The organism is Deinococcus sp. Marseille-Q6407 (genome assembly GCF_946848805.1).
Taxonomy (GTDB): domain Bacteria; phylum Deinococcota; class Deinococci; order Deinococcales; family Deinococcaceae; genus Deinococcus.
The window spans coordinates 230425-253234 of record NZ_CAMPFU010000004.1 but is presented as its reverse complement, the minus strand read 5'-3'; the positions used below and the strand labels follow the sequence as shown (position 1 = coordinate 253234).

The window sequence follows — 22810 nt, the reverse complement described above, 5'->3', positions numbered from 1 at the left end:
TACAGGCTGATGAGGTCAGATCGGAAAGCTGTCTCCGGCACCATAAAAGTGCCGTTCAGGACAGCCTTTTGCAACCGGAAGAAACCGTATAGAGGGGCCACCAAAAAATGCCAAAAAAGCCTTGATTTACTCCACACTGTGAAATAACCTACGTCCATCACACGGTGTGTGGTTTTACCTGCTTGAATGGCAGGGCTCTGTGTGCAAGGAGGAATCTCTGATGGGAAATTACAATCTCGTGAAACCCGTGGCTCCCGATGATATAAGAGAGCGCAAAGCCTATTTCGTGGGCAGCGGCATCGTCTCGCTGACCGGTGCTTTTTTCCTGATCCGGGACGCGCAGATGCCCGGCGAGAACATCACCCTCCTGGAAGAGCTGGACAACAAGGGTGGCTCGCTTGACGGCAGCGGCAATCCCGAAACCGGCTACATCATGCGCGGGGGCCGCGAGATGGAAACCCACTACGAGTGCCTCTATGACGTGCTGCGCGACATTCCTTCACTGGAAACGCCCGGCCACAGCGTGCTGGACGAGTACCGGCTGCTCAATGACCTGGATCCCAACTACAGCAAGTGCCGCCTGATCCGGAACTAGGGCGTGCCGCAGGATTTCAGCCATATGAACCTCAACCGCGCCCAGCAGCTGTAGCTTACCCGGCTCTTTTTGATGTCGGAAGAAGAGACCTACGGCAAGAGCATAGAGGACTACTTCACCCCCGACTTTTTCGAGACCGACTTTTTCACCTTCTGGCGCACCATGTTCGCCTTCCAGACCTGGCACAGCCTGACCGAACAGAAGCGTTACATGCACCGCTTTGTGCAGCACCTCGGCGGTATCAACGATATGAGCGCTCTGAAGTTTACCAAGTACAACCAGTACGATTCGTTCGTGCGGCCCATCATCAAGTGGCTGCAAGAACGCGGCGTGCGGGTGCAGTTTGACACCACCGTGCTTGACCTTGACCTGGAACTGACCCCTGAGCGGCGAGTGGTCCGGGGCATTAAGACCGTCCACGAGGGGCGCGAGGAAACCATTCCCGTGTCCGAGCGCGACCTGGTGTTCGTGACGCTCGGCTCCATGACCGAGAGCAGTGCCAATGGCGACATGCACACGCCTGCCCCGCTGAAACCCGAACAGCACAATGGTGCTTTTACCCTGTGGCGTAACCTGGCGCGCCAGGACGAGGTCTTTGGCCATCCGGGCGTCTTTGCCGATCACGTGGACAAGTCCAAGTGGGAATCGTTCACCCTAACCTGCAAACCCTCGCCGCTGACCGAGAAAATCGCCGAGCTTGCCCAGCGTGAACTGCTCACCGGGCGCACTGCGACAGGCGGCATCATCTCGGTCACCGATTCCAACTGGCTGATGAGCTTTACTGTCAACCGTCAGCCGCAGTACCCCACTCAGCCTGCCGATACCGTGGTGGTCTGGGGCTATGGTCTTTTCGTGAACCGGCCCGGCAACTATGTCAAGAAGAATCTGCAGGACTGCACCGGCGAGGAAATCCTCGACGAGCTGCTTTATCATCTCGGCCTGCTGGGACAGCGCGACGAGATCATGGCACAGACCATCTGCCGCCCGGTGATGATGCCCTATATCACCTCCATGTTCATGCCGCGCCGCCGGGGTGACCGCCCCGACATCATCCCGCAGGGCTCGGTGAACCTGGGCCTGCTGGGGCAGTTCGTAGAGACGGAGGCCGACGTGGCCTTCACGGTAGAAAGCTCGGTGCGCACGGCCATGGAGGCCGTCTACGGCCTGCTGAAACTCAACCGTCCGGTGCCGCCGGTGGCCCCCGCCCAGTACGACATCCGCAATATCGTGAACGCGGCCCGCGTACTCAATAACAACAAGCCGCTCCCCGGCGAGAAACTGCTCTCGCGTTTCCTTGACTCGGGGTATTACGGCGACAAGTTCAACGGCAACGCGCCTGAAGACCGCTAAAATAAAGGAGGGCTCTGGAGAAAGCCGGTTCTTCAGAGCCTCCTTTTGTAGCATCAGTTCCTGCGCCGCCAGCCTGACACGAAGCTGGCATTATCAGGCCGGCGGAGTTTGCAGCTCGGCCCAGGGAAGCTGGCCTTGCAGAGCTGCCTCGATTTTCCTGAGCAGCTGGGTGGTTTCGGCAAGGCCGAACGGCTTGGTGATGAAGATATCGGTGCCCAGCGCTCTGGCCCGGGCACGGTCAATCTGGGTGTTGGATGTGGTAAGCACCACCACCCACAAATCCTGGTAGTCCTGCGTGTTTCTGAGGCTTTCCAGCACCTCGAAACCGTTCATCCGGGGCATGTTCAGGTCCAGCAGCATCAGCTCCGGCTGGCGGCCTTCCTGGCGCTCGCGGGCCAGAAACTCCAGCGCCTCCACTCCGTCCAGGGCCACGCTCAGCTGCAGCGACACGCCGGCCAGCTCAATGCAGGATTCCATCAAAAACGCGTCACCGTGGCTATCATCCACCAGCAGCACGTGGTGTGGCTGCGTCTGAATCTGGGTCTGGGTGCCAGTGGCCGGGCTCACGTATCTGCTCCTGGCCCCTGCGCCGGAGGCAGCGAAAAGTCCAGGGTGGTGCCCTGCCCCAGGACCGAGCGCAGGGTCAATGTGCCGCCGTGGAGTTCGGCGACTTTGCGCGCCAGGGTCAGCCCGACACCGTTTCCTGCTCCTGCGCTGGGGCCACTCAGCCGCTGAAACAGACCGAATACCCGCTCCTGATATTCCGGGGCAATGCCTGGGCCGTTGTCCCGGATGCTCAGCTGCATAAAGCCCCCTGCATCCTGACTGGCCTGAACTGTGATGCTGACCGGAGCTGTGCCAAACGTCAGGGCGTTGCGCAGAATGTGGGTCAGCGCCAGCTGCATTTTGGTCTGGTCTACATCCAGCAGCAGGTCCTGCGGCGGCAGCTGCCAGTCCAGTTGCTTTTCGCCGGGCAGGGATCCCAGTTCAGCCAGGCTGCGTTGCAGCAGGTCTAGCAGTGAGGTCGGTTGCCGCCGCAGCTCGGGATAGGACAGCAGTTCGGTGTAATGGTACAGGTCCGCAATTAGGCTGCCGATCCGGGAAGTTTCGCTGGACAGAAACTGCAGCAGCCGGGTGGTCTGTTCGTCCAGGGTGCTGCTCTGACGCATCATAAACAGCTCGGTGAACTGTCCGATCAAACGCACCGGCTCCTGCAGATCGTGCGAGATGATAAAGGCGAATCTGCGCCATTCCTCGTTGCTGTGGGCCAGTTCGGTGTTGAGCCGGCGCAGGGTTGTCAGCCGTTCGCCCAGGGTGGCGCTCAGGCTCTGCCCAATGGCCTGGGCCTCGCTGACCTCGCCGGCGTGCCAGGGCCGCGAGTGCCCCCGCACCTGCTCTACGTAAGTGTCAAAAGACCGGCGCGGCCCCAGTTCGGTCTTGGCATGTTCCGGGGTGGCGCCGCCCCAGACCTCTACCTGCTGCTCCTCACCGCGGAACCACAGCAGGGCTTCCTGCCAGCCCCCACTGATGCTAACGGCCAGCAACCCACTGGCGTGCGCCCTCCAGGCTGCCGCCGGCGGGAAATGTGCCTCCAGATGGTCAGTCTCGAACGCCGCGCCGCCTTCTTCCTTGAGCCAGTCAAGCAGGCTGTCCAGTTCTTCAGGAGACGGAGCAGCGCCCAGTGTGCGCCACTCGCCTTCCAGCCGCAGCGCCAGCCCGCCGGCCTGCAGCAGTTCCTGGAGGCCCAGCGCCGGGTCACTCAGGGTTTGCAGCGGCGTCAGGGTCTGGGCAACCACATTCAGCACCTCCTGGTGCCGGGCCTGCAGCCGCGCCCGGAAAGCTGCCACGTCGGCCTGTTCCTTGAGCTGAACCTGCACGTTGAGCAGCCGGCCCAGCTCTTCCAGCGCAGCCCGGACACTGGGCGGCGTGATGTGTGGCGTGCTGTGATGGCAGGAAATCAGGCCCCACAGCCGGCCTGCCGTCACGATAGACACCGACAGGCTGGAAGCGACGCCCATATTGCGCAGGTATTGCAGGTGCATGGGCGAGGTGGCCCGCAGCACTGCGCCGCCCAGCGGCGTCGGCGCCTGGGTCAGGGGGTCCATCCGCGGCAGCAGCGGGGACGGCGGGGCGTCCACATCGGCCGTCAGGCGCAGCAGGTGCCGGACATACAGCGCCCTGGCCTGAGCCGGAATATCCGACTCGGGGAAGCGGTGACCCAGAAACGGTGCCAGATCGGCGCGGCGACTTTCGGCGACCACTTCCCCACTCTGGTCGGGGGCGAACCGGTAGATCATGACCCGGTCAAACCCGCTCAGCTCGCGCGCAGCGTTGGCGGCCACATCCAGCAGTTCCTGAAGGGTCTGGGCATTTTCCAACGCAAAAACCGCGTTGCGCAGGCGGTGCCCCGCTTCGGGCCGCTCGCCCGGCTCAGGCTCGAATTCCAGCACCAGCCGGTCGCCGGCGCGGTGGGCTGTCAGCGCCAGCGGTACCTTGAGCGGCACGGTCATGCGGAACTGTAACCGGTCGGTCGTGCCGGCCGGCAGGACTTCTTGGAGCGCCTGCGCCACACCAGCCTGTTCGCCCAGCAACAGGCCCAGCGGCTGCCCCAGAACGCGGTCAGGGTCCAGACCCAACATTTCGGCAATGTTCTCGCTGGCCTGCAGCACCGGAAGATTCTGCTCCGGCGAATCGGCCTGCACCACCAGAAGCACGCCGTGCGGCTGAATGCTCCCGGGAATATGAATCGGTTCTCGGTCACAGTTCTCGCCGGTGACAGGAGGCCCTCCCAGGTAGGTAGGTGGCAACAGCGATTCAGGGCCGGAGGACATTCAGGCCCCCTGCCAGGCCGCTGCCTGCCCGAACCCGGACCTTCTCTGCAGACGCCCGCCAGGCAGAACCTGTTTCCACCCCGACTGGACAGGCCATATTTCGCTATAGAGGCGTTCGAGAATACTCACTCAATAGATAATAAACTACCGTTCACCGTGGCCGGCCGCGTCTCGCATTTGAGAGCCCAGCTGCCTGCCGGGCAGCGCGTGCCGTAACGCACGCTACACTGCACTTGCCTTATCCCAGCTGGAGAACCTGCACTGGTTAAAGAAGCTTCTCCAGATCACATCAGTGCGTCCAGGAAGGTGTACAGCATGTCAGCGTCGTAGCCGTCGGTATCACCTAAGTCTTCTAGGTCGTACCAGTCTTCATTCGCCTCCGGATGCGGCCCGATCACGCCGGCGGCCCCCCGGCCCACCGGGACGATCATTGCGGCAATCTCGCCGTTGCTGTAGTGGGCCAGGACCTGGGCACGTGGTGGGGGCACCCGCCCGAAACTGGTGCCTTCGGAAAAATAAAGCAGCCGGGTTTGTGCTGGGCGCTGCCACTGCGTCTTGACCAGGGCTTCCATGACATCACCTTGAAGTGGCCCCTGGTATTCTGTGGCGTTCAACCACCGCCAGCCCACACGCTCCGCTTGGCTCTGGAAATCACCGGCCAGATAAGCTCCCAGGCAGATGCCCAAGTATTTGCCACCCTGGTGGACAAAAGTGTCCACTGCCCGCTGGTCTTTGACGGTCAGCCGCTGCCAGGTGTCGGCCAGGTCCTCGTTGCCTCCGGGTATCACCAAGAGGTCGGCCTGCTGCAGCGAGCTGCTGAGGTTATGACGCACCACTTCCACCTGCCAGTCACGGCTGGGATCATCCTGCAGGGCGGAAACGACTGCAGCAGTGCAGGGCGGGCAGTCTCCTTCAAAGACGGCGGCCCGAGCCTGCTGTGGGGCGGCGGGTGCCTTGCAGGCAGCCAGAAAGAAAAGCAGCAGAACTGGCGGCCAAAATCTCATCATCTAGCCTACAGGATAACAAGCTGTCTTTTCCTTTATAGGGAGGCGGCCAGGGTTTGTACGCCGTCTCCCTGGTTTTCTCTTGATTGATATGCCGCCTTCATCAGTGCTGTTAGGAAGGGGTTGATCCTCTATGGATACCGGTATCCATAACGGGAGCAGTCATAATAAAAGCTATGACCGGTCAGACCAGAGTAATCCTGATGTTCATCCACGCAGGGGGAGCGGGTAAAACGTCCACCACACGCGACCTGGGGGCCGAGTTGGCCCGCCGGGGCAAACGGGTTTTGCTGATTGACCTTGACCCGCAGGCCAACTTGACCACCTGGCTGGGCATTTATGACGCGGAACCGGCCCAGACCGTTCAGGGTGCCTTGATGGACTATGAACCCCTGCCTGAGCCGCTGCAGGTTCACGGCATGAGTCTGATTCCAAGCCACCTCTCTTTGGCCCGTACCGAGCGGATTCTGGGCGGACTGACCAACTCCGAAGGGCGCCTCCGGCTGGCGATTGACGCTCTGCGGGAAAGCGGCGAATACGATTACATCCTTCTGGATTCTCCTCCCAGCCTGGGACGTATTACCAGCAACGCCGCAAATTCGGCAGACTGGGTCGTGGTCCCTATCCAGGCCGCTCTTAAAGGTCTGAACGCTCTGGACGGAGTGCAGGAAACCATCACCGAGCATAGCCGCACCAACCGGGGGCTCAAGGTGGCAATGTATCTGATTACTCAGATGAACAACACCAAGGTGGCCCACGAGATGGTCGCTGCGTTCAGGGAAATTCTGGGAGACCGCCTCGCCGGGCCGATGACCAGCCGCCCAGCTGTTTATGGCAAGGCGCAGACCGAGGGGAGACCCATCGGCAGTGACCGTGGGGATGCCGATGCCCTGCGTGAGATTGCTGCGGCCACGGATACCCTGCTGGAGCGTGTGGAGGACCGAGCATGAGTAAAAAACCCAGCACGCCCGCGTTGCAGGCGGCCATGGCCCGTGCCAGCAAAGCCCAGAGCGGCATTCGCGCTGCCGAGGAACGCCATGTGCCGGTGGAGTACCTCCACCTTGACGACCTGGAAATCTCCCCTTTTCAGGCCCGCAGGGACTTTCAGCAGATAGAAGAGCTGGCCAGAGACATTGCAGAGAACGGCGTGCTGCAGCCGGTGCTGGTGCGGCCCCTTGAGAATGGCCGTTATCAGCTGGTGGCCGGAGAACGGCGCCTGCGGGCATCCAGGCAGGCACAGCAGGTGACCATTCCAGCAGTGATCCGCGAGATGACGGATTTGGAAGCACGGACGCATGGCCTGCGCGAGAACTTGCAGCGCGAGGATCTCAACGCTTACGAAGTGGCCCGCGCCGTTCTGGAACTGACGGCCCTGCAGCTGGAACGTCCTGCAGAGGAGGTCCAGTCAGAACTGAGAGGCGCGGCCCCTGCTGAGGAGACAGTGCGGGTGCTCGGCGAAGTACTGAAATTCGTGGATAAGGACCTGACTTACCTCAGCTACCGGCGGAATTATCTTTCTTTGCTGAGGTTGCCTGACCATCTGGTAGCTGCCATTGAACAGGGGGCCCCTTACTCGGCGGTGCTGGCCATCCGGTCTGCGACGCCAGAGCAGCAGCGGCAGTGGCTGCCCCTAATTGTCTCTGGCGAGTGGAGCCGCAGGCAGGTGCAGCAAGCACTCCAGGAGTCCCGGCAAGCGGGGAACAGCGCCCAACAGCAGGAGACGACAACAAACAGCTGGGACCAGCAGATGAGACAGGTCAGCCGCAAATTCACGGCGAAGCGGCTGGGGACTCTGGACAAGCGCAAACGTCAGAAAGCCCAGCGGCTTCTGGATGAACTGGCGAAGCTGCTGGAAGAGTAAGCGGGCAAGGGGAGATCCGCCCGGGCGGTCGGTTCCTGCAAGGCGGGCCATCTACAAAGCGAGGAGAGCTTGTAGGAAGGCAGTTTCCAAAGTGGGCAACAGCAGTCAGAATAAGAGCGCCAGGGCTGGGCACTGCCGATGGTTTTGAAACTATGGATACCGGTATCCCTAAGGCTGGCCATTTACAACTGGGCCGTTTTGTTGCTCAGTCTGCCAGCTTGGCCTAAGTGGTGAAGAGGGATCTACCAGGCTACAAAAACGAGAAGGTATCGTCCCACTTTCAAATTCCCCGCTAGTTCTGCTGATTCAGGGCACCGGGCCTGAAGACTGCAACGGCAGCTATGTCACGCCGGGCGGCGTGGTGCAGGGTTCGTTCGACAAACTGTCGTGCTCGCTGGCTCAGGAGGGCTTTGCCGGTAATGCGGTACGACAAGCGCTACGCGGCACAGAATTTCAATCCGACCACTGCGCAGTAGGCTTTTGCCGGCTAGAGCACTCCGAGCATGTAGGACCTGCTGGCCGATGCACGCACGGTGCTGCAGGTAGCCCAGCGGCAACCGGGTGTGAACACCAGCGCGCCCGGCAACTGAACAGCGGCCTCAGCAAAGCAGGGAACACGAATCATACCTTCAGTTTGTACCCGTGCCCAGGCTACAGCTTGGGCAAAGCGCCCGACATTATCCGGGGTGACCTGGCCCTTAGAGAACAGCAGCCCATCAATGACCTGACAGACTGGCTTCGGCGGCATGAAGGGCAGAAATAGCCTTCGGAATTCCCTGGGGAGCGGCTGGCAGGGGAGAGGTGCTGGTCATCTCCAGATCAGCGCGCAAAGGCCCGGCCAGCCCGGCTGCATTTTTTATAGCGCGTGTAGGTGACCCGCCCCATAAAAAAGTGCTATGGCGGTGAGTACAGCCCAGACCAGCATGGCCCGGCCATTCAGCCCCAGAACCGGAATAAGCGCTGGGCCCTGTGCGCCCCCCAGGACGATGCGGATCCCCTGCAAGGCCAGAGGCAGGGCCAGCAGGCCTGCCAGTGCCGACAGGGAGACTTGAGCTAGAGCCACTGTCATTGCGAAGGGAACCAGGGCCAATCCGGCAAAGAGCCGCCGCGCCGCTGAATCTCCCAAGCGGACTGCCAGAGTGATTTTCTCTGCGGCGCGGTCGGAGGGAATGTCACGGATGTTGTTTGCCAGATTCACTGACGCCGAGATGGCACCAATGCCCACAGCGCCCGCCAAACCGACCCAGGAGACAGCGCGGGCCTGGGTATATTCAGTGCCCAGTACAGCGACCAAGCCAAAGAAAATGAACACAGCGACTTCACCCAAACCACGGTACCCGTAAGGATTTTTGCCTCCCGTATAAAACCATGCGGCCAGAATGCACAGCGCCCCCACCGCAATCAGCCACCACGCCGACCACAACGAGAGCAGGATTCCTGCCAGACCGGCAAAACCGAAAGCCAGGAATGCGGCACGCTTAACGTCCCCAGGCCGGGCGAGGCCCTGTGCCGTGATGCGGGTAGGGCCAGTTCGGTCCTGATCGGTACCACGGATGCCGTCCGAGTAGTCGTTGGCAAAGTTTACGCCGACAATCAGGGCCCAGGCCACCAGCAGTGCCAGAAAAGCGCGGCCAGGATCGGCTCCGTGCTGCCAGGCCGCTGCTCCTGTGCCGACAATCACTGGCGCAAAAGCGTTGGGCCAGGTGTACGGGCGTGCTGCAGCCAACCAGTCCCGTCCTGTGGCATGAAAATTGGTGGACGAAGTCATGCTCTCTATCATGCACGTTTGTTTTGGAAGGCTGATGGCATCAGAGGGAGCCATCATGAAGCACTTTTCGCCCAGCCCTTACTCTGAAGGAGTATGGCGCAAGCTTTGAGTCCAGCTCAGATGCGCCGGGATGGTACGACTCAGAACTTGCACCTGAATAGGCGGACAAAAAGCGCTCCCAGAGCTGAAATTCTGGAAGTGTGTACAAACAGGTTTCAGGGGAGCGCGCCCATATTCTCTCACAGCAGGTTCTGGATATTCCAGAGACGCTGTATCAGCAGCGAAGCTTGCAAGCTTCGCTGCACCTCTTCCACAGTCCAGGTCAGAAGACCAACTTCAGCCAGGCTGAGGGAGTCAATCCCAGTGCACTCAGCCGTTTCTTCAACATCTACGACTGGGATTCAGACCGCTGCTGGGATGAGACGCAGGACTTCCAGTGGCGCATCCTGCTGGATACAGCTCGTCACAAACGTAGACCTCGAATGCGGCTCAGCGTGGATCTGACCAGGGTGGAAAAGGTGGGAACTCAGTTGCCCTTTGTCAGTGTGTACAACGGTAGACATGGCATCCACCTGGTCGTCCTGTTTGCCGAGTATGGGGAACTTCAGTTCCCCATTTCCTACCGGATCTACCAGGGCAAGCACACCAGCACTCCCGTCACTCTGGCGCTCGACCTACTGGAAGAGGTGCCGGACTTCATCAAGAAACGTTTCCGGGTACGTGTCCTAGCGGACAGCGGCTTTGAAGCCGCTGTCTTTCTGGAAGGCGTGCAGCGCCTCGGTTTCGAGTTCGTGGTGGGTGTGCGGAGCAACCGACGCACGGATCATCCTGGGCGGGTGACAGTGGCGGATTGTCCGCACGGAGGGTATGTCAACCTCGCCAACTGGCCTCTGGAAACGCTGTCTCTGGGGAGGATGGACCGTGGGGACCGCGAATTCTTCGCGGTGTCGTCTGAGCTGTTAGAGGGGGATGACATCCTGGCCGAAGGAAAACGGCGCTGGGCACTGGAGTCGTTTTTCAAAGAAGGGAAGCATCAGTTTGGGTTGGCGCAGTTCGCGCTGCGAACTGCCAGGGGTCTGGACCGCTGGATTTTGATGGTCTTCCTGGCCTTCACCCTAACCATGCTGTACCGCTCTGAGGACATGACCCTGAAAGAGGCAGCCCGCTTGGCCCTACATACCCTCTTCCCCGAAGTCAGGCTGAACCACCTGCTGAGCCAAATTCAAAAAGAGCAAGAATTCCTCCACCAGCACGGCTATTCGCTCAGCTATGCAAGGTGCAACTTATGAGTAGAAGGCTACGCCCTGCAGGACCTGATCAAAGAAAAAGGCGCCCAGGAACGTTATCTGGCCCAGGCCCAGACTCTGCTAGACCGTGCTGAAGCTCTGCCCAGCACTGCCCCGCACGCGGCAGAACTCCGGCTACTGGCCCTGAATGTGCAGCAGGGCGTGCAGCAGGCGGCCGGCGTGGTCAGCCGGGATGAATTGATGTCGCGGAACGTGCTGGCAGAGTTGCAGCGTCACCCGCAGGACAAGATGATGCTGTGGGCGCATAACACCCATGTCGCCAAAGCCCCTGAACAGGTTGAATACGGCGATTACGACATGGGCCGCTTCCTGCATCAAGCCCTGGGAAACCGCTACCGCACCGTCGGCATGACTTTCGCTGAGGGCTCGGCGCTGGCCATCTCCGTTACGGAGCCGGACAAAGGCATGCAGGCAGTTGGGCTGTCGGACGCCTGGCCGGATGCCCCCGAAGCCCTGATGACTTACCGCCAGCCGGCCATGTTCCTGAAGATGGCCGAACTGCCGCGTTTCCCGGTGCTGCAGGACTATTTCAGCCGGCCACAGCCCCTGCGGAGCATCGGGAACACGGCGCAGCCGGGCGGCCTAGGCTACAACTTCGTGGTGTTTCCCGAAGCGTTCGATGTGGTGGTCCTGACCCAGCGCAGCACCCCGGCCACTCTGGCCCGCTAAAGCGCCGGCGGGCCGGGCCTACAGGTTAGAGTGAAGTATATGGGTAGGACGAGTTCAGAAGAAGAGCAGCCGCAAAAGGCAGAGCAGGTGCAGCGAGTTCAGGCCAAAGGTCAGCGGGCCGCCCTCTGGCTGGGTATCTCTGGCCTGGCCGTGATGTTCGGCCTGGTGATCGGAGCCGCCTGGTTGTTCAGGGACACAGCTGGCTTCTCGCCCTGGCTGGCCGGCTTTACGTTGGTGGTTTTGGTCGTTCACGGCGCACTGGGCCGGCCCTGGACCAGCTTTACTGTTCTGACTTCGTTGGCCTTCGCCTTCGGCCTGGCCGGGCTCTTTTACGGATTTGTAATACAGACGCCGCCCTGGTAAGTGTAGGGCGGCGCAGGTTTCGGGGCGTCAGAGAGCAGCGGAGGGTCAGCAGTTTACACTTCGCCCTGCAGCAGACGGCGGGCCAGGCGCTCGCTGCCCATCAGTTCACCGAGGTGTTTGAGCTGATTGTCCTCGTAAGCCTGATTGAACACGGCGATGTCCAGCGCCAGAATCTTGCGGAAGGCGTCCAGCGCCTGCTGCGTCTCATCACTGCTGCTGGCCACCACTTCACCGTGCTTCTGAATCAGATCCAGCATGGCCAGCGGGTAACGCACCGGCAGCCCAATCTTGACGTGGATTTCACCGATTCGCATGCGCTTCTGGGCATAGGCAGCGTCGTACTGTCCTGCAAACAGCCCCCTGAACCAGTCCTGCAAGGTACGGTGCAGATGATCGACATCCACGCCTTCAAAGTACTGGCTGGTCGGTTCATGGCTCTGGGCCCGGGCATAAAAGTCATCGGCCAGTTGGACCGCTTCATGCTCGGCGGCGCCCTGCAAAGCCTGCAGCACCCGCCGGTCCTGCTCAGTGAGGTTCATCAGGTCAATCAGCTCGGCGGCCACCGCCGTGTCCTTGATTTCCCAGCTTTTGCGTTCACCTGTCATCGTTAGAGAACCTGGGTGACGCGGCTGGCAGCGTCACGGGCTTCCATGTTCAGCAGACCGACATTCATGCCGCTGGGAGCCACCACGGCCAGCACGCCTTTGCGGCCGGCGGCGTAGATGTATACCTGGCCGTCCAGACCCGCCACGCTCATTTCGCTGAGGTCACCGGTGCCCAGGGTGTCGTTGATGCGCTTACCCAGACCCAGGGCGGTCGCCGCCATGGCGGCCACGCGGTTGCCGTCGGTGTTGTCGGTAAACAGCTGCGCGATGGGCAGACCGTCGGTGGTGGCGATCAGGGCGCCACGCAGATCAGGAATAGCCGAACGCAGATCCCGAATAATTCCACTCAAAAGTTCCTGTTTACTTAAAGTCATGTTTCGCTCCTTTCAAGAAATTGCCGAACAATAAGGAATCCAGGCCTCTTTAGTAAAGAAGCCGGCCGCGTTGTCTTTAATTTCTCCCCGCCTGCCAGGCTATGTAACCCTACAGCCAATAACAAAATCGTGACATTTGAATATTTGAGTGGAAACCAGCGTTCCAAACGCAGAAAAACTGCCTAAGGCCTGAAGCGGAGTCGGTAGCCTGGCGCGTTGGGCCCTGAATGGCAGCTCCTCCGGGCGCCCCGCCTGTCAAGTGGCAAGGCGTGCAGGCCGGGCACTGGACAAAAGAGACGGATTGGCTATACTCGGTTCACTCTAAAAAATCTGTACAGCATGCCTCTTGAAGCGCAGTGCTGCCCGGGAGACATGTCTTGGATTTTCTACTCAGCGACGAAGAACGTCAGCTGCAACAGCTGGCCCGTACCTTTACCCAACGCGAAATTATTCCCCAGGCGGCCGAACTTGACCGTCAGAAGGCCTTTCCACAGGCCATCTACCGGCAGGCGCTGGAACTTGGCCTGCTTAACCTAACGGTTCCCGAGCAGTATGGTGGTGCCGGCCTAGGCTGCCTGGCCCTGACCCTGGTCACCGAGGAACTTTGCCGCGGCTGCGTGGGCGTAGGCGCCGCACTGAGCATCAACGCGCTGGCGGCCGAGGCCATCATCCGGCACGGCAGCGAGGACCAGAAAGCCTGGGTGCTGCCGCGGCTGGTGGCCGGCGAACTGGCCTCCTACGCCGCCACGGAACCGGGCGCTGGCAGCGACGTGGCCGGCCTGCAAACCCGCGCGGTCCGTCAGGGCGACGACTACGTGCTGTCGGGCAGCAAGATCTGGATCAGCAACGCCAATCACGCGTCATTTTTCGTGGTGTTCGCCCGGACCGGGGAAGCCGGGCACCGTGGCCTGAGCGCTTTTATCGTGGAGCGCGGTACCCCCGGCCTGACAGTGGGCGAACCGCTGGACAAGCTGGGGCAGCGCTGTGCCCCCACCTGCGAAGTGTTTTTCGACGAATGCCGGGTGCCGGCTGCGCAGCGCATCGGCGAAGAAGGCGCCGGGTTCCGGATCGCCATGGACGAGTTCGACCATTCGCGGCCGATGGTGGCGGCTTTCGGCGTCGGGGTGCATGCCCGCTGCTTGGAAGAAAGCCTGAACTACGCCCAGACCCGTCAGACAATGGGCCAGCCGATCATCCAGCATCAGCTGATTGCCGCCAAGCTGGCCGAGATGTCCACCACGCTGGAAGCGGCGCGGCTGCTGACCTACCGCGCCGCTTGGCTGGTGGACCACGGCCGGCGCAACACCCTGGCGGCCTCGCAGGCCAAGCTGTTCGCGGCCGAAAGCGTCATGCAGGCGGCCACTGAAACCGTGCAGATTTTCGGCGGCATGGGCTACTCGGCAGAGTACCCGGCCGAGAAGCTGTTCCGCGACGCCAAGGTGCTGCAGATTTACGAAGGCACCAGCGAAATCCAGAAACTCGTCATCGCCCGCGAATTGCAGCGGTAACCGCAGGAGGAAAACCATGGACCTGAACAAAAAGACTGTGCTGATTACAGGCGCCGCTTCCGGGCTGGGCGCTGCCACTGCCCGGATGGTGGCCGCCGCCGGCGGGCGTCCGCTGATGCTGGACCTGAACGCCGAGGCAGGCGAAGCGCTGGCTCAGGAACTTGGTGGGCTGTTCTACCGCGCCGACGTGAGCAGCGAAGAAGACGTGCAGGCCGCCATTCAGGCTGGACAGGAACGCTTCGGCGGGCTGCACGGTGCCGTCAACTGCGCCGGCATCGCGCCGGCCATCGTCACCGCCGGCAAGCGCGGGCCGCACCCCCTCGACGTGTTTGAGCGCACCATCCGGGTCAACTTGATCGGCACCTTCAACGTGATCCGGCTGGCCGCGCAGGCCATGCTGGAGAACGAGGGCGGCGAAAGCGGCGAGCGGGGCGTGATCGTGAACACCGCGTCCGTGGCGGCCTTCGACGGGCAGATCGGGCAGGCGGCGTACTCGGCCAGCAAGGCCGGGGTGGCCGGCATGACCCTGCCAGTGGCCCGTGACCTCTCCCGCAGCGGCATCCGGGTGATGACCATCGCCCCCGGCATCTTCGAGACGCCGATGCTGCGCGGGCTTTCGCAGGAAGCTCAGGACTCGCTGGAGGCGCAGGTCCCCTTTCCCAGCCGCCTGGGCCGCGCCGAGGAATACGCCGCGCTGGTCCGGCATATCTTTGAAAATCAGATGCTCAACGGCGAGACCATCCGGCTCGACGGAGCCATCCGGATGGCTCCCAGATGACCAACACTCAAATGAACGAGGCGGCAACCTACGCCCGGCACCCGGCCCGGCGCGACACCCTGGCCGATGCGCTGCGCCGGGCGGTGCGGCGCCAGCCGGACGCCGTGGCCCTGACTTTCGCTGACCGCAGCTGGACCTACACCGAGCTGGAGCGGGGCGCCTGCCGGGTGGCCGGGGCGCTGCTGGAAGCTGGACTGGTCAAGGGTGACCGGGTGCTGGCTTTCGGACAGAACAGCGACAGCTACGTGCTGCTATGGCTGGCCTGCAATCTGGCCGGGCTGGTGCATGTGCCGGTCAACTACGCCCTGCGGCGCGGCGAGCTGGCTTACCTGGCCGAGCAGTCCGGCGCCGCCGCCGCCCTGACCGACCCCGGCACTGATGCCGCACCTGGAAGAAGCGCTGCCGGTGCCGCTGCGGCTGCTGGGCACCTTTCACGGCGGCGCCCAGAGCGATGTGCTGACCTGGGCACAGGATGAGCTGCGGCCGGCCACCCCGCCGGAGGTGGACCTCGGCGGCGACGACCTCGCGCAGCTGCTCTATACCTCCGGTACCACCGCGCTGCCCAAGGGCGCCATGATGACGCACGCCGCACTGCACGCTCATTATCTCAGCTGCCTGCACGACTTGGACCTTGCGCGCAGCGATGTAACACTGGCCGGGCTGCCGCTGTATCACTCCGCACAGATGCATGTCTTTCTGATGCCGGGCCTGCTGGCCGGCGTGACCTGCCACCTGATCACCGCGCCCGCACCCGACGTGGTCCTGCCGCTGCTGGAAGCCAAGAACATCACGTCCTTTTTCGCCCCGCCGACCGTATGGCTCAGCCTGCTGCATCATCCCGAATTCCGCACCCGGGACCTCAGCCACCTGAAAAAGCTCTATTACGGCGCCTCAATCATGCCCACGCCGGTGCTGCAGGAAATCATGGAAGCACTGCCGCAGGCCGGCTTTTACAACTGCTACGGCCAGAGCGAACTGGGGCCGCTGGCCACGGTGCTGACACCGGAAGAACACCGCGAGCGGCCTGCCTCGGCCGGCCGGCCAGTGCTGAATGTGCAGACCCGGGTGGTGGACCCCGACATGCAGGACACCGCACCCGGCGAACTCGGGGAAATCGTGCACCGCTCGCCGCAGTTGCTGGTGGGCTACTGGGACAAGCCCGGCGAAACCGAGGAAGCGTTTGCCGGCGGCTGGTTCCACTCCGGCGACCTGGGCTACTGGGACGCCGAAGGCTACCTGTACGTGGTGGACCGGGTCAAAGACGTGATCAACACCGGCGGCGTGCTGGTGGCGGGCCGCGAGGTGGAAGAAGCCCTCTATACTCACCCGGACGTGTCCGAGGTGGCCGTAATCGCCCTGCCGCACGAACGCTGGATCGAAACCGTGACGGCAGTGGTGGTCTTGCGGCCGGGCAGCGAGGCCACCGCTGACGAGCTGCGCGACCATGCCCGGCAGCAGCTGGCCGCCTTCAAGGTGCCCAAAAACATCTATTTCACCGAACAATTACCGCGCAATACCGCCGGGAAAATTCTGAAGCGCGAGTTGCGTGAACAGCTGTCCCAACAGGCACAGCAGGCCTAGGAGTCAAGTGATGAGAGAAGCCGTCATTCTGGAAGCCGTGCGTACCCCTTACGGAAAAAGGGGCGGCGCCTACCGCGACGTGCGCCCCGACGCGCTGCTGGCCTTGACCCTCAGCGGACTGCTGGACCGCGCCGGGCTGGACGCGGGCCGGGTGGAAGACGTGGTCACCGGAGCCGTGACCCAGTCGGGCGAACAGGGCGCCAACATCGGCCGCCTGGCCGTGATGATGGCCGGGTTCCCGCCCGAGGTGCCGGCCGTGAGCCTCAACCGCATGTGCGGCAGCGGGCAGCAGGTCATTCATTTCGCGTCACAGGGCATCGATGCCGGCGACCTGACCTACGCCATCGGCGGCGGCGTCGAGAGCATGACAAGAGTCGAGATGTTCAGCGATATCGGCGGCGGCTTCGAGCGGCTGAACCCCGACCTGCTGGACAAAGTCGGCCTGATTCACCAGGGCGAGAGTGCCGAGCGAATTGCCGAACACTGGGGCCTGAGCCGAGAGGCGCTGGACAGCTTTGCAGCCGAAAGCCACCGCCGCGCCGCCCAGTCACGCGCATTGCACCGCGAATTGCTGCCGGCACCGGGCCTGAATGCAGCCGGGGAACCGGTCACGCTGGAGTACGACGAGGGCGTGCGCGAGCAACTTGACCCGGCCAAGATGGCCAGCCTCAAGACTCCTTTTCGCAGTGACGGCGTGGTGACGGCCGGCAACGCCAGCCAGATCAGCGACGGGGCCGCAGCTGTGCTGGTCGGGGCCCGGGAGGCTGCCCTGGCCGACGGCCTGCGCCCCCGCGCCCGCTTCCGCGCCCGGGTGGCGGTCGGGGACGATCCCATCATGCAGCTGACCGGCGTGATTCCGGCGACCAAGAAAGCCTTGGCGAAAGCCGGCATGACCCTGGACGACATTGACTGGATCGAGATCAACGAGGCTTTTGCCAGTGTCGCTGTCGCCTGGATGCAGGAATTGCAGGCTGACCCGGCCCGGGTAAACCCCTGGGGCGGCGCCATTGCCCACGGGCACCCGCTGGGCGCCAGCGGCGCCGGCCTGATGGCCAAAATGCTGAGTGGCCTGGAAGCGACCGGCGGCGCGGTGGGTCTGCAGACCATGTGCATCGGACACGGCATGGCGACGGCAACCATTATTGAGCGGGTGTAACGGAGCCGGCGGGCACACTTCCCCTGCTCGCCCAATCCGCCGCTCCAAAGCATGAGATTTTCCCCGTGGCAGGCGGACGCTTTTTGGGCCAGACTGACCGGGTGAAGATTCCTGCTTCTACCTACCGCCTTCAGATCACCCCGGGCGCTCAGCTGGGGCAAGCGGCCGAGACCCTGGATTACCTGCATAGCCTAGGCGTGGACTGGGTCTATCTCTCCCCTATCCTTCAGGCGGGCGACGGGTCCGAGCACGGCTACGACGTGGCCGACCCCAGCGTGATTGACCCGGCGCGCGGCGGCGAGGAGGGACTGCGGCAGCTGGCACAGAAAGCCCACGAACACGGCATGGGCGTGCTGGTGGACATCGTGCCCAACCACCAGGGCGTGGCGGTGCCGGCCCACAACCCGTGGTGGTGGTCGGTGCTGCGGGAAGGTCAAGCGTCACCTTACGCCCGCGCCTTCGACATCGACTGGGAAGCGGGCGGCGGCAAAGTGCTGTTGCCGGTGCTGGGCAATGAGGATGACCTCGGCGCCCTGAAGATAGAAGGCGGCGAGCTGCGCTATTACGACCAGAGCTTTCCGCTGGCCGAAGGCAGCTGGGCCGAAGGTGACGACCCCCGCGCGGTGCATGAGCGCCAGCATTACCGCCTGATGGACTGGCGGCGCGGTGACCGCGAACTGAACTACCGGCGCTTTTTTACCATTGCCACGCTGGCCGGGGTGCGGGTGGAAGACCGCGCCGTGCTGGAAGAGTCGCACGCCGAGATTCTGCGCTGGGTGCGGGAAGGGCTGGTGGACGGCCTGCGAATCGACCATCCGGACGGCCTGCGCGATCCTGGCGACTACCTAAGAGACCTGCAACAGCTGAGCGGCGGCGTATACACCGTGGTGGAAAAGATTCTGGAACCCGGCGAAAGCCTGCCGCAGGACTGGGCCACCCAGGGCACCACCGGCTACGACGCGCTGGGCGAAATCGACCGGCTGCTGACCGACCCGGCCGGCGAAGCGCCACTGACCCGGCTGGACACCCAGCTGCGCGGCGGTCAGGCGCTGGACTGGCACGACCTGATTCACACCACCAAGCGGGCCGTGACCGACACCACCCTGCATGCCGAGGTGCAGCGCCTGGCCCGCAGCGCCGAGCAGGAAGGGCTGGCGCTGAGCCATGCCGTGGCCGTGGACGCCCTCAGCGAGGTGCTGGCCTGTTTCGGAGTGTACCGCTCATATCTGCCGCAGGGCCGCGACTATCTGGCCGCCGCGCTGGCCGAAGCCGCCCGCCGCCGGCCCGACCTGAGCGCGGCGCTGGAGCAGCTGGAGCCATTGCTGGGGCTGAATGCTCAGTCACCGGAGGACCTGAGCGAAACGGCGCGGCGTTTTCAGCAAACTTCCGGCATGGTGATGGCCAAGGGGGTGGAAGATTCCGCCTTTTACCGCTACACCCGCCTGACCTCGCTGACCGAAGTGGGCGGCGACCCTTCGCAGTTCGCCCTGACGCCCCAGGAAGCCCACGCCGCCTTCGCCCGCCGGGGGCGTGAGTGGCCGCACGGGCTGACGGCACTCTCCACCCACGACACCAAGCGCTCGGAAGGTGTGCGCGCCCGCATTCAGGTGCTGGCCGAGATGCCGCAGGAGTGGGCTGAACTGGTGCAGGCGGTGGAGCAGGACCTGCGGGGCAGCGACACCGACCTGCAGGACGGTCCCCTGCTGAACCTGGTCCTGCAGGCTCTGGTGGGCGCCTGGCCGGTCAGCGCCGAGCGGGCCGGCGAATACGCCCTTAAGGCGGCCCGTGAGGCTGGCCTCCAGACCTCCTGGCTGGACAACAACGCCGAGTTTGAAGCGCGGCTGGGCCGGCTGGTGGAGCGGCTGGTGCAGGGCGACCAGCAGCAGCGCCTGGCCGACTTCGCGGGCCGCACCGAGCAGGCTGGCTACAGCAACGCGCTGGCGCAGAAACTGATTCAGCTGACCATGCCGGGCGTGCCCGACGTCTACCAGGGGTCGGAAGTCTGGTCGCCAGCCCTGGTGGACCCCGACAACCGCCGCCCGGTGAACTACGCTGAGCTGGCCGGCCGCCTGCAGGCGCTGGACCAGGCCGACCCTGGCACTGATGGCTGCCGCCCGCCCGTGGACTCGCGCGGCGACGCCAAACTGCTGCTGACATCGCGGGCGCTGCGGCTGCGGCGGGACCAGCCGGAACTGTTCGGGGACTATCAGCCGCTCTGGGCGCAGGGAGAACGGACACAGCATGCTTTTGCCTTCAGCCGGGGAGGCGTGGTGGCGGTGGCGACCCGGCTGCCGCTGGGGCTGGAGCGGGCCGACGGCTGGGGCGACACTGCCCTGACCCTGCCGCAAGGTGACTGGGAAGAAATCCTGACCCGCCAGCCGTTCAGCGGCACTGTGCGGCTGGCCGACCTGCTGGCCCACTACCCGGTGGCCCTGCTGCGGCGACGGTGAGGCCCGGGGGCCGGGCAATGCATAAGCCCGGCTGACAGGTTGTCAGGTTCTGACAAGGGGCAGGCTAAGGAAACCATCAAGCAGGTATGCCGCATTTTGACAGGCAAACCCTGCCTTTCTGCGGAACACTGGGAAGGTCAGGGGGAAACTGACAAAGGAAGTCCGTGCCACTGCAGATCTTTTTCTCTCCAAGCCGCATTGTGCAGCGCCGCCGTCTGGTTCTCCTGATTGCGGCGTTGTCGTTGCTGTGTCACCTTTTTGCCCTTTCGGCCCTTCACGGCGACCGGTTAGGCACCCAGATGACCCGGCTGGGCTCGGTGATGAGCGCGGCTGTGTTGCTGATGGCCCTGCCCCAGCGCCCCAACTTCAGGCTGATCAGTGTATTTATCTCGCTACAGGCGCTGGCCTGGACCGCAGTGGCCCTGCTGGAAGCCGCTCAGCAGGGCAGTACCTTACAGGCCTCGTCGCTGCTCAGCGTGGGGATTCTGGCCGCTCTGATGTTGGCCTTGCTGCCCCCGGGCCCGGCCGTCACACTGGTGGGAACGCTGTATCTGGTGGTGTGCACGGTCGCCCTCCTGACCGGCGTCTCGGACCCGCTGACTCTGCTGGTGCTGGGCACCCTGCTGGTGGCGATGACGCTGAACTCCGAGCATGGTGAGCGCGTCACCCGTGAGCGGGCCCGCTCGGAAATGCTGCAGGGGCTGGCCCTGCATGACGGCTTGACTGACCTGCTGAACCGCGCCGCTGCCGAGGAAAGGCTGGAAAGCTGGCTCAAGCACCCCGGCAGCAGCGGCGGCTATCTGGTGCTGCTGGACCTGGACCACTTCAAGCAGATTAACGATCAGCACGGCCATCTGACGGGCGATCAGGCCCCGCGCTATACCGCCGACGTCCTGCGCAGCCACACCGGCGCCGGCTCCCTGGTAGGGCGCTGGGGAGGCGAGGAATTTATCCTGCTGCTTGAAGGCCACAGCGCGTCCGAAGCCCAGGCCGTGGTAGAGGGAATTCAGCAGGACCTGCGCCGCTCGGCCGACAGTGGACTGCCGCCGCTCACGGTCAGCGGCGGCAGTGTCAGCCTGGCCGAAGTCGGCGCACCGGACCTCAGCGCCCTGCTGGGCCTGGCCGACCGGCGGCTTTACTGTGCCAAGGCGGCCGGCCGCGACCGGCTGATCTGGCCGGGGCCGCTGGCCGACTGAACGCCCCGCCTATACTCCGGCAGGTATGACACCCAGAGAAGATATCTTTTTGCGCCGGGCACAGCGGCCCTACTTCGCTGCCCGGCGCCCTGGGCGGGGGGAGTCATGCTGACGGCGGCCGCCATTTTTCTGCTGACCCTGACCCTGGTGATCTGGCAGCCCAGGTTCCGCTGGCAGCCGAATGGCCTGGGCATCGGCTACAGCGCCCTACTGGGAGCCGCGCTGGCGCTGCTGAGCGGCGTGGTCAGCCCAGGCGATATTCCGGCCGTGTGGAATGTCGTCTGGAACGCCACAGTCACTTTCGTGGCCCTGATCATCATCAGTTTGCTGCTGGACGAGGCCGGGTTTTTCCACTGGGCGGCGCTGCATGTGGCCCGCTGGGGCGGGGGCAGCGGCCAGCGGCTTTTTGCGCTGGTGGTGCTGCTGGGCGCCGCCGTCTCGGCGCTGTTCGCCAACGACGGCACCGCACTGATCCTGACGCCGATCGTGCTGGCGACGCTGCGGACGCTGAAATTCTCACCGGCCGCCACGCTGGCTTTCGTACTGGCGACCGGCTTCATCGCGGACGCCGCCAGCCTGCCGCTGGTGATTTCCAATCTGGTGAATATCGTCTCGGCCGACTTTTTCGGTCTTGGCTTTGGTGAATACGCCGCCGTGATGGCCCCGGTGGACCTCGCAGCGGTGCTGGCGTCACTGGGAGCGCTGTTCTTGACCTTCCGCCGCGATCTGCCCAGCCGTTACAGCGTGGCCGAACTGCCTGCGCCGCAGAGCGCGGTCCGTGACCCGGCAGTGTTCCGGATGGGCTGGGCGGTGCTGGCGCTGCTGCTACTGGGCTATTTCTCGGCCGAACAGCTGGGGGTGCCGGTCAGCCTGATCACGGTGCTGGGCGCCGCGCTGCTGTGGTTCCCGGCGGCCCGCGGACAGGCGGTGGACACCCGGCGGGTGCTGGCCGGCGCACCGTGGCAGATCGTGGTGTTCTCGCTGGGCATGTATCTGGTGGTGTATGGCCTGCGCAACACCGGCCTGACCGACGTGCTGAGCGGCTGGCTGGGTGCCCTGGCCGGGCAGGGGCTCTGGGCGGCCACCCTGGGCACCGGCGTGCTGACGGCGCTGCTGGCCAGCGTGATGAACAACCTGCCGGGTGTATTGATCGGGGCCATCGCCATAGACGGCAGCGGAGCGCAGGGGCTGGTGCGCCAGGGGATGATTTATGCCAACGTGGTGGGCAACGACCTGGGCCCCAAGATCACGCCCATCGGGAGCCTGGCCACGCTGCTGTGGCTGCACGTGCTCTCGCAAAAAGGCATCCGGATCGGCTGGGGGCAATACATCCGCGCCGGCATCGCCCTGACCCTGCCGGTGCTGCTGGTCACGCTGGCGGCGCTGGCCTGGCGACTGGCCGTGCGAGGATAAA

Annotated in this window: 19 protein-coding genes and 1 pseudogene; 14 read left to right on the top strand and 6 right to left on the bottom strand. The window is 63.6% G+C overall.

Annotated elements, in window-relative coordinates; genetic code table 11:
• Window positions 1–220: 220 nt before the first annotated feature.
• Window positions 221–1945: pseudogene (locus tag OCI36_RS10965) on the top strand (oleate hydratase).
• Between the two features lie 93 nt (window positions 1946–2038).
• On the opposite strand, the gene OCI36_RS10960 reads toward OCI36_RS10965, so the two are convergent.
• The 3 genes from OCI36_RS10960 to OCI36_RS10950 form a co-directional block, all read right to left on the bottom strand.
• A complete protein-coding gene (locus OCI36_RS10960; RefSeq protein ID WP_261665118.1) occupies window positions 2039–2512 on the bottom strand; it encodes a response regulator in 474 nt (157 codons plus the stop codon).
• Window positions 2509–4776 (bottom strand): ATP-binding protein, encoded by a 2268-nt coding sequence (locus tag OCI36_RS10955; protein ID WP_261665117.1) that lies wholly within the window; start codon window positions 4774–4776, stop codon window positions 2509–2511. The genes OCI36_RS10960 and OCI36_RS10955 overlap by 4 nt, the downstream gene beginning before the upstream one ends.
• 284 nt (window positions 4777–5060) lie before the next feature.
• Entirely contained in the window at window positions 5061–5609 is a 549-nt protein-coding gene (locus OCI36_RS10950) for a BPL-N domain-containing protein (RefSeq protein WP_261665116.1), read from the bottom strand.
• Window positions 5610–5956: 347 nt separating this feature from the next.
• Between OCI36_RS10950 and OCI36_RS10945 the strand changes: the two genes are divergently transcribed.
• Window positions 5957–6730, top strand: coding sequence for a ParA family protein (locus OCI36_RS10945; protein ID WP_261665115.1), 774 nt, complete (start codon window positions 5957–5959; stop codon window positions 6728–6730).
• Window positions 6727–7641: a ParB/RepB/Spo0J family partition protein gene (locus tag OCI36_RS10940; protein ID WP_261665114.1), complete on the top strand. Its 915-nt coding sequence runs from the start codon at window positions 6727–6729 to the stop codon at window positions 7639–7641. The genes OCI36_RS10945 and OCI36_RS10940 overlap by 4 nt, the downstream gene beginning before the upstream one ends.
• 856 nt (window positions 7642–8497) lie before the next feature.
• On the opposite strand, the gene OCI36_RS10935 is transcribed toward OCI36_RS10940, so the two are convergent.
• Window positions 8498–9409: a 1,4-dihydroxy-2-naphthoate polyprenyltransferase gene (locus OCI36_RS10935; RefSeq protein WP_261665113.1), complete on the bottom strand. Its 912-nt coding sequence runs from the start codon at window positions 9407–9409 to the stop codon at window positions 8498–8500.
• A gap of 200 nt (window positions 9410–9609) precedes the next feature.
• Here OCI36_RS10935 and OCI36_RS10930 point away from each other — a divergent pair, with 200 nt between their 5' ends.
• The 3 genes from OCI36_RS10930 (at window position 9610) to OCI36_RS10920 (ending at window position 11748) form a co-directional block, all read left to right on the top strand.
• Complete coding sequence (locus tag OCI36_RS10930) at window positions 9610–10698, top strand: transposase (protein ID WP_261665112.1); 1089 nt, start codon at window positions 9610–9612, stop codon at window positions 10696–10698.
• Window positions 10699–10845: 147 nt separating this feature from the next.
• Entirely contained in the window at window positions 10846–11385 is a 540-nt protein-coding gene (locus OCI36_RS10925; RefSeq protein ID WP_409996739.1) for an erythromycin esterase family protein, read from the top strand.
• A 39-nt stretch (window positions 11386–11424) separates the two neighbouring features.
• Window positions 11425–11748: a hypothetical protein gene (locus OCI36_RS10920; RefSeq protein WP_261665110.1), complete on the top strand. Its 324-nt coding sequence runs from the start codon at window positions 11425–11427 to the stop codon at window positions 11746–11748.
• A 53-nt stretch (window positions 11749–11801) separates the two neighbouring features.
• Here the strand turns inward: OCI36_RS10920 and OCI36_RS10915 are convergent, their stop codons facing one another.
• Both OCI36_RS10915 and OCI36_RS10910 read right to left on the bottom strand, forming a co-directional pair.
• A complete protein-coding gene (locus OCI36_RS10915) occupies window positions 11802–12353 on the bottom strand; it encodes a protoglobin domain-containing protein (protein WP_261665109.1) in 552 nt (183 codons plus the stop codon).
• 2 nt (window positions 12354–12355) lie between these two features.
• Entirely contained in the window at window positions 12356–12727 is a 372-nt protein-coding gene (locus OCI36_RS10910) for a roadblock/LC7 domain-containing protein (protein ID WP_261665108.1), read from the bottom strand.
• Between the two features lie 377 nt (window positions 12728–13104).
• On the opposite strand from OCI36_RS10910, the gene OCI36_RS10905 reads away from it, so the two are divergent.
• From OCI36_RS10905 to OCI36_RS10870, 8 genes are all read left to right on the top strand, one after another.
• On the top strand, window positions 13105–14235 hold the full coding sequence (locus OCI36_RS10905) for an acyl-CoA dehydrogenase family protein (protein ID WP_261665107.1): 1131 nt from the start codon (window positions 13105–13107) through the stop codon (window positions 14233–14235).
• Window positions 14236–14251: 16 nt separating this feature from the next.
• Window positions 14252–15013, top strand: a complete 762-nt coding sequence (locus OCI36_RS10900; RefSeq protein WP_261665106.1) for a 3-hydroxyacyl-CoA dehydrogenase — start codon at window positions 14252–14254, stop codon at window positions 15011–15013.
• Entirely contained in the window at window positions 15010–15489 is a 480-nt protein-coding gene (locus OCI36_RS10895; protein ID WP_261665105.1) for an AMP-binding protein, read from the top strand. The genes OCI36_RS10900 and OCI36_RS10895 overlap by 4 nt, the downstream gene beginning before the upstream one ends.
• Window positions 15392–16594 (top strand): AMP-binding protein, encoded by a 1203-nt coding sequence (locus OCI36_RS10890; protein ID WP_261665104.1) that lies wholly within the window; start codon window positions 15392–15394, stop codon window positions 16592–16594. Before OCI36_RS10895 ends, OCI36_RS10890 begins: the two co-directional genes overlap by 98 nt.
• 10 nt (window positions 16595–16604) lie before the next feature.
• The gene (locus tag OCI36_RS10885) at window positions 16605–17750 is read left to right on the top strand and encodes a thiolase family protein (protein WP_261665103.1); all 1146 of its coding nucleotides are present in this window, start codon (window positions 16605–16607) and stop codon (window positions 17748–17750) included.
• A gap of 101 nt (window positions 17751–17851) precedes the next feature.
• Window positions 17852–20200, top strand: coding sequence for a malto-oligosyltrehalose synthase (treY, locus tag OCI36_RS10880; protein ID WP_261665102.1), 2349 nt, complete (start codon window positions 17852–17854; stop codon window positions 20198–20200).
• A gap of 164 nt (window positions 20201–20364) precedes the next feature.
• A complete protein-coding gene (locus OCI36_RS10875) occupies window positions 20365–21396 on the top strand; it encodes a sensor domain-containing diguanylate cyclase (protein WP_261665101.1) in 1032 nt (343 codons plus the stop codon).
• A gap of 105 nt (window positions 21397–21501) precedes the next feature.
• Window positions 21502–22809: an arsenic transporter gene (locus OCI36_RS10870; protein WP_261665100.1), complete on the top strand. Its 1308-nt coding sequence runs from the start codon at window positions 21502–21504 to the stop codon at window positions 22807–22809.
• Window position 22810: the final 1 nt, after the last annotated feature.

Excerpts from the sequence above, each read along its gene's own strand:
- OCI36_RS10955 (WP_261665117.1), bottom strand. The coding sequence starts at position 4,776 with ATGTCCTCCGGCCCTGAATCGCTGTTGCCACCTACCTACCTGGGAGGG.
- OCI36_RS10945 (WP_261665115.1), top strand. The coding sequence starts at position 5,957 with ATGACCGGTCAGACCAGAGTAATCCTGATGTTCATCCACGCAGGGGGA.
- OCI36_RS10940 (WP_261665114.1), top strand. The coding sequence starts at position 6,727 with ATGAGTAAAAAACCCAGCACGCCCGCGTTGCAGGCGGCCATGGCCCGT.
- OCI36_RS10935 (WP_261665113.1), bottom strand. The coding sequence starts at position 9,409 with ATGACTTCGTCCACCAATTTTCATGCCACAGGACGGGACTGGTTGGCT.
- OCI36_RS10920 (WP_261665110.1), top strand. The coding sequence starts at position 11,425 with ATGGGTAGGACGAGTTCAGAAGAAGAGCAGCCGCAAAAGGCAGAGCAG.
- OCI36_RS10915 (WP_261665109.1), bottom strand. The coding sequence starts at position 12,353 with ATGACAGGTGAACGCAAAAGCTGGGAAATCAAGGACACGGCGGTGGCC.
- OCI36_RS10910 (WP_261665108.1), bottom strand. The coding sequence starts at position 12,727 with ATGACTTTAAGTAAACAGGAACTTTTGAGTGGAATTATTCGGGATCTG.
- OCI36_RS10900 (WP_261665106.1), top strand. The coding sequence starts at position 14,252 with ATGGACCTGAACAAAAAGACTGTGCTGATTACAGGCGCCGCTTCCGGG.
- OCI36_RS10895 (WP_261665105.1), top strand. The coding sequence starts at position 15,010 with ATGACCAACACTCAAATGAACGAGGCGGCAACCTACGCCCGGCACCCG.
- OCI36_RS10890 (WP_261665104.1), top strand. The coding sequence starts at position 15,392 with ATGCCGCACCTGGAAGAAGCGCTGCCGGTGCCGCTGCGGCTGCTGGGC.
- OCI36_RS10885 (WP_261665103.1), top strand. The coding sequence starts at position 16,605 with ATGAGAGAAGCCGTCATTCTGGAAGCCGTGCGTACCCCTTACGGAAAA.
- OCI36_RS10870 (WP_261665100.1), top strand. The coding sequence starts at position 21,502 with ATGCTGACGGCGGCCGCCATTTTTCTGCTGACCCTGACCCTGGTGATC.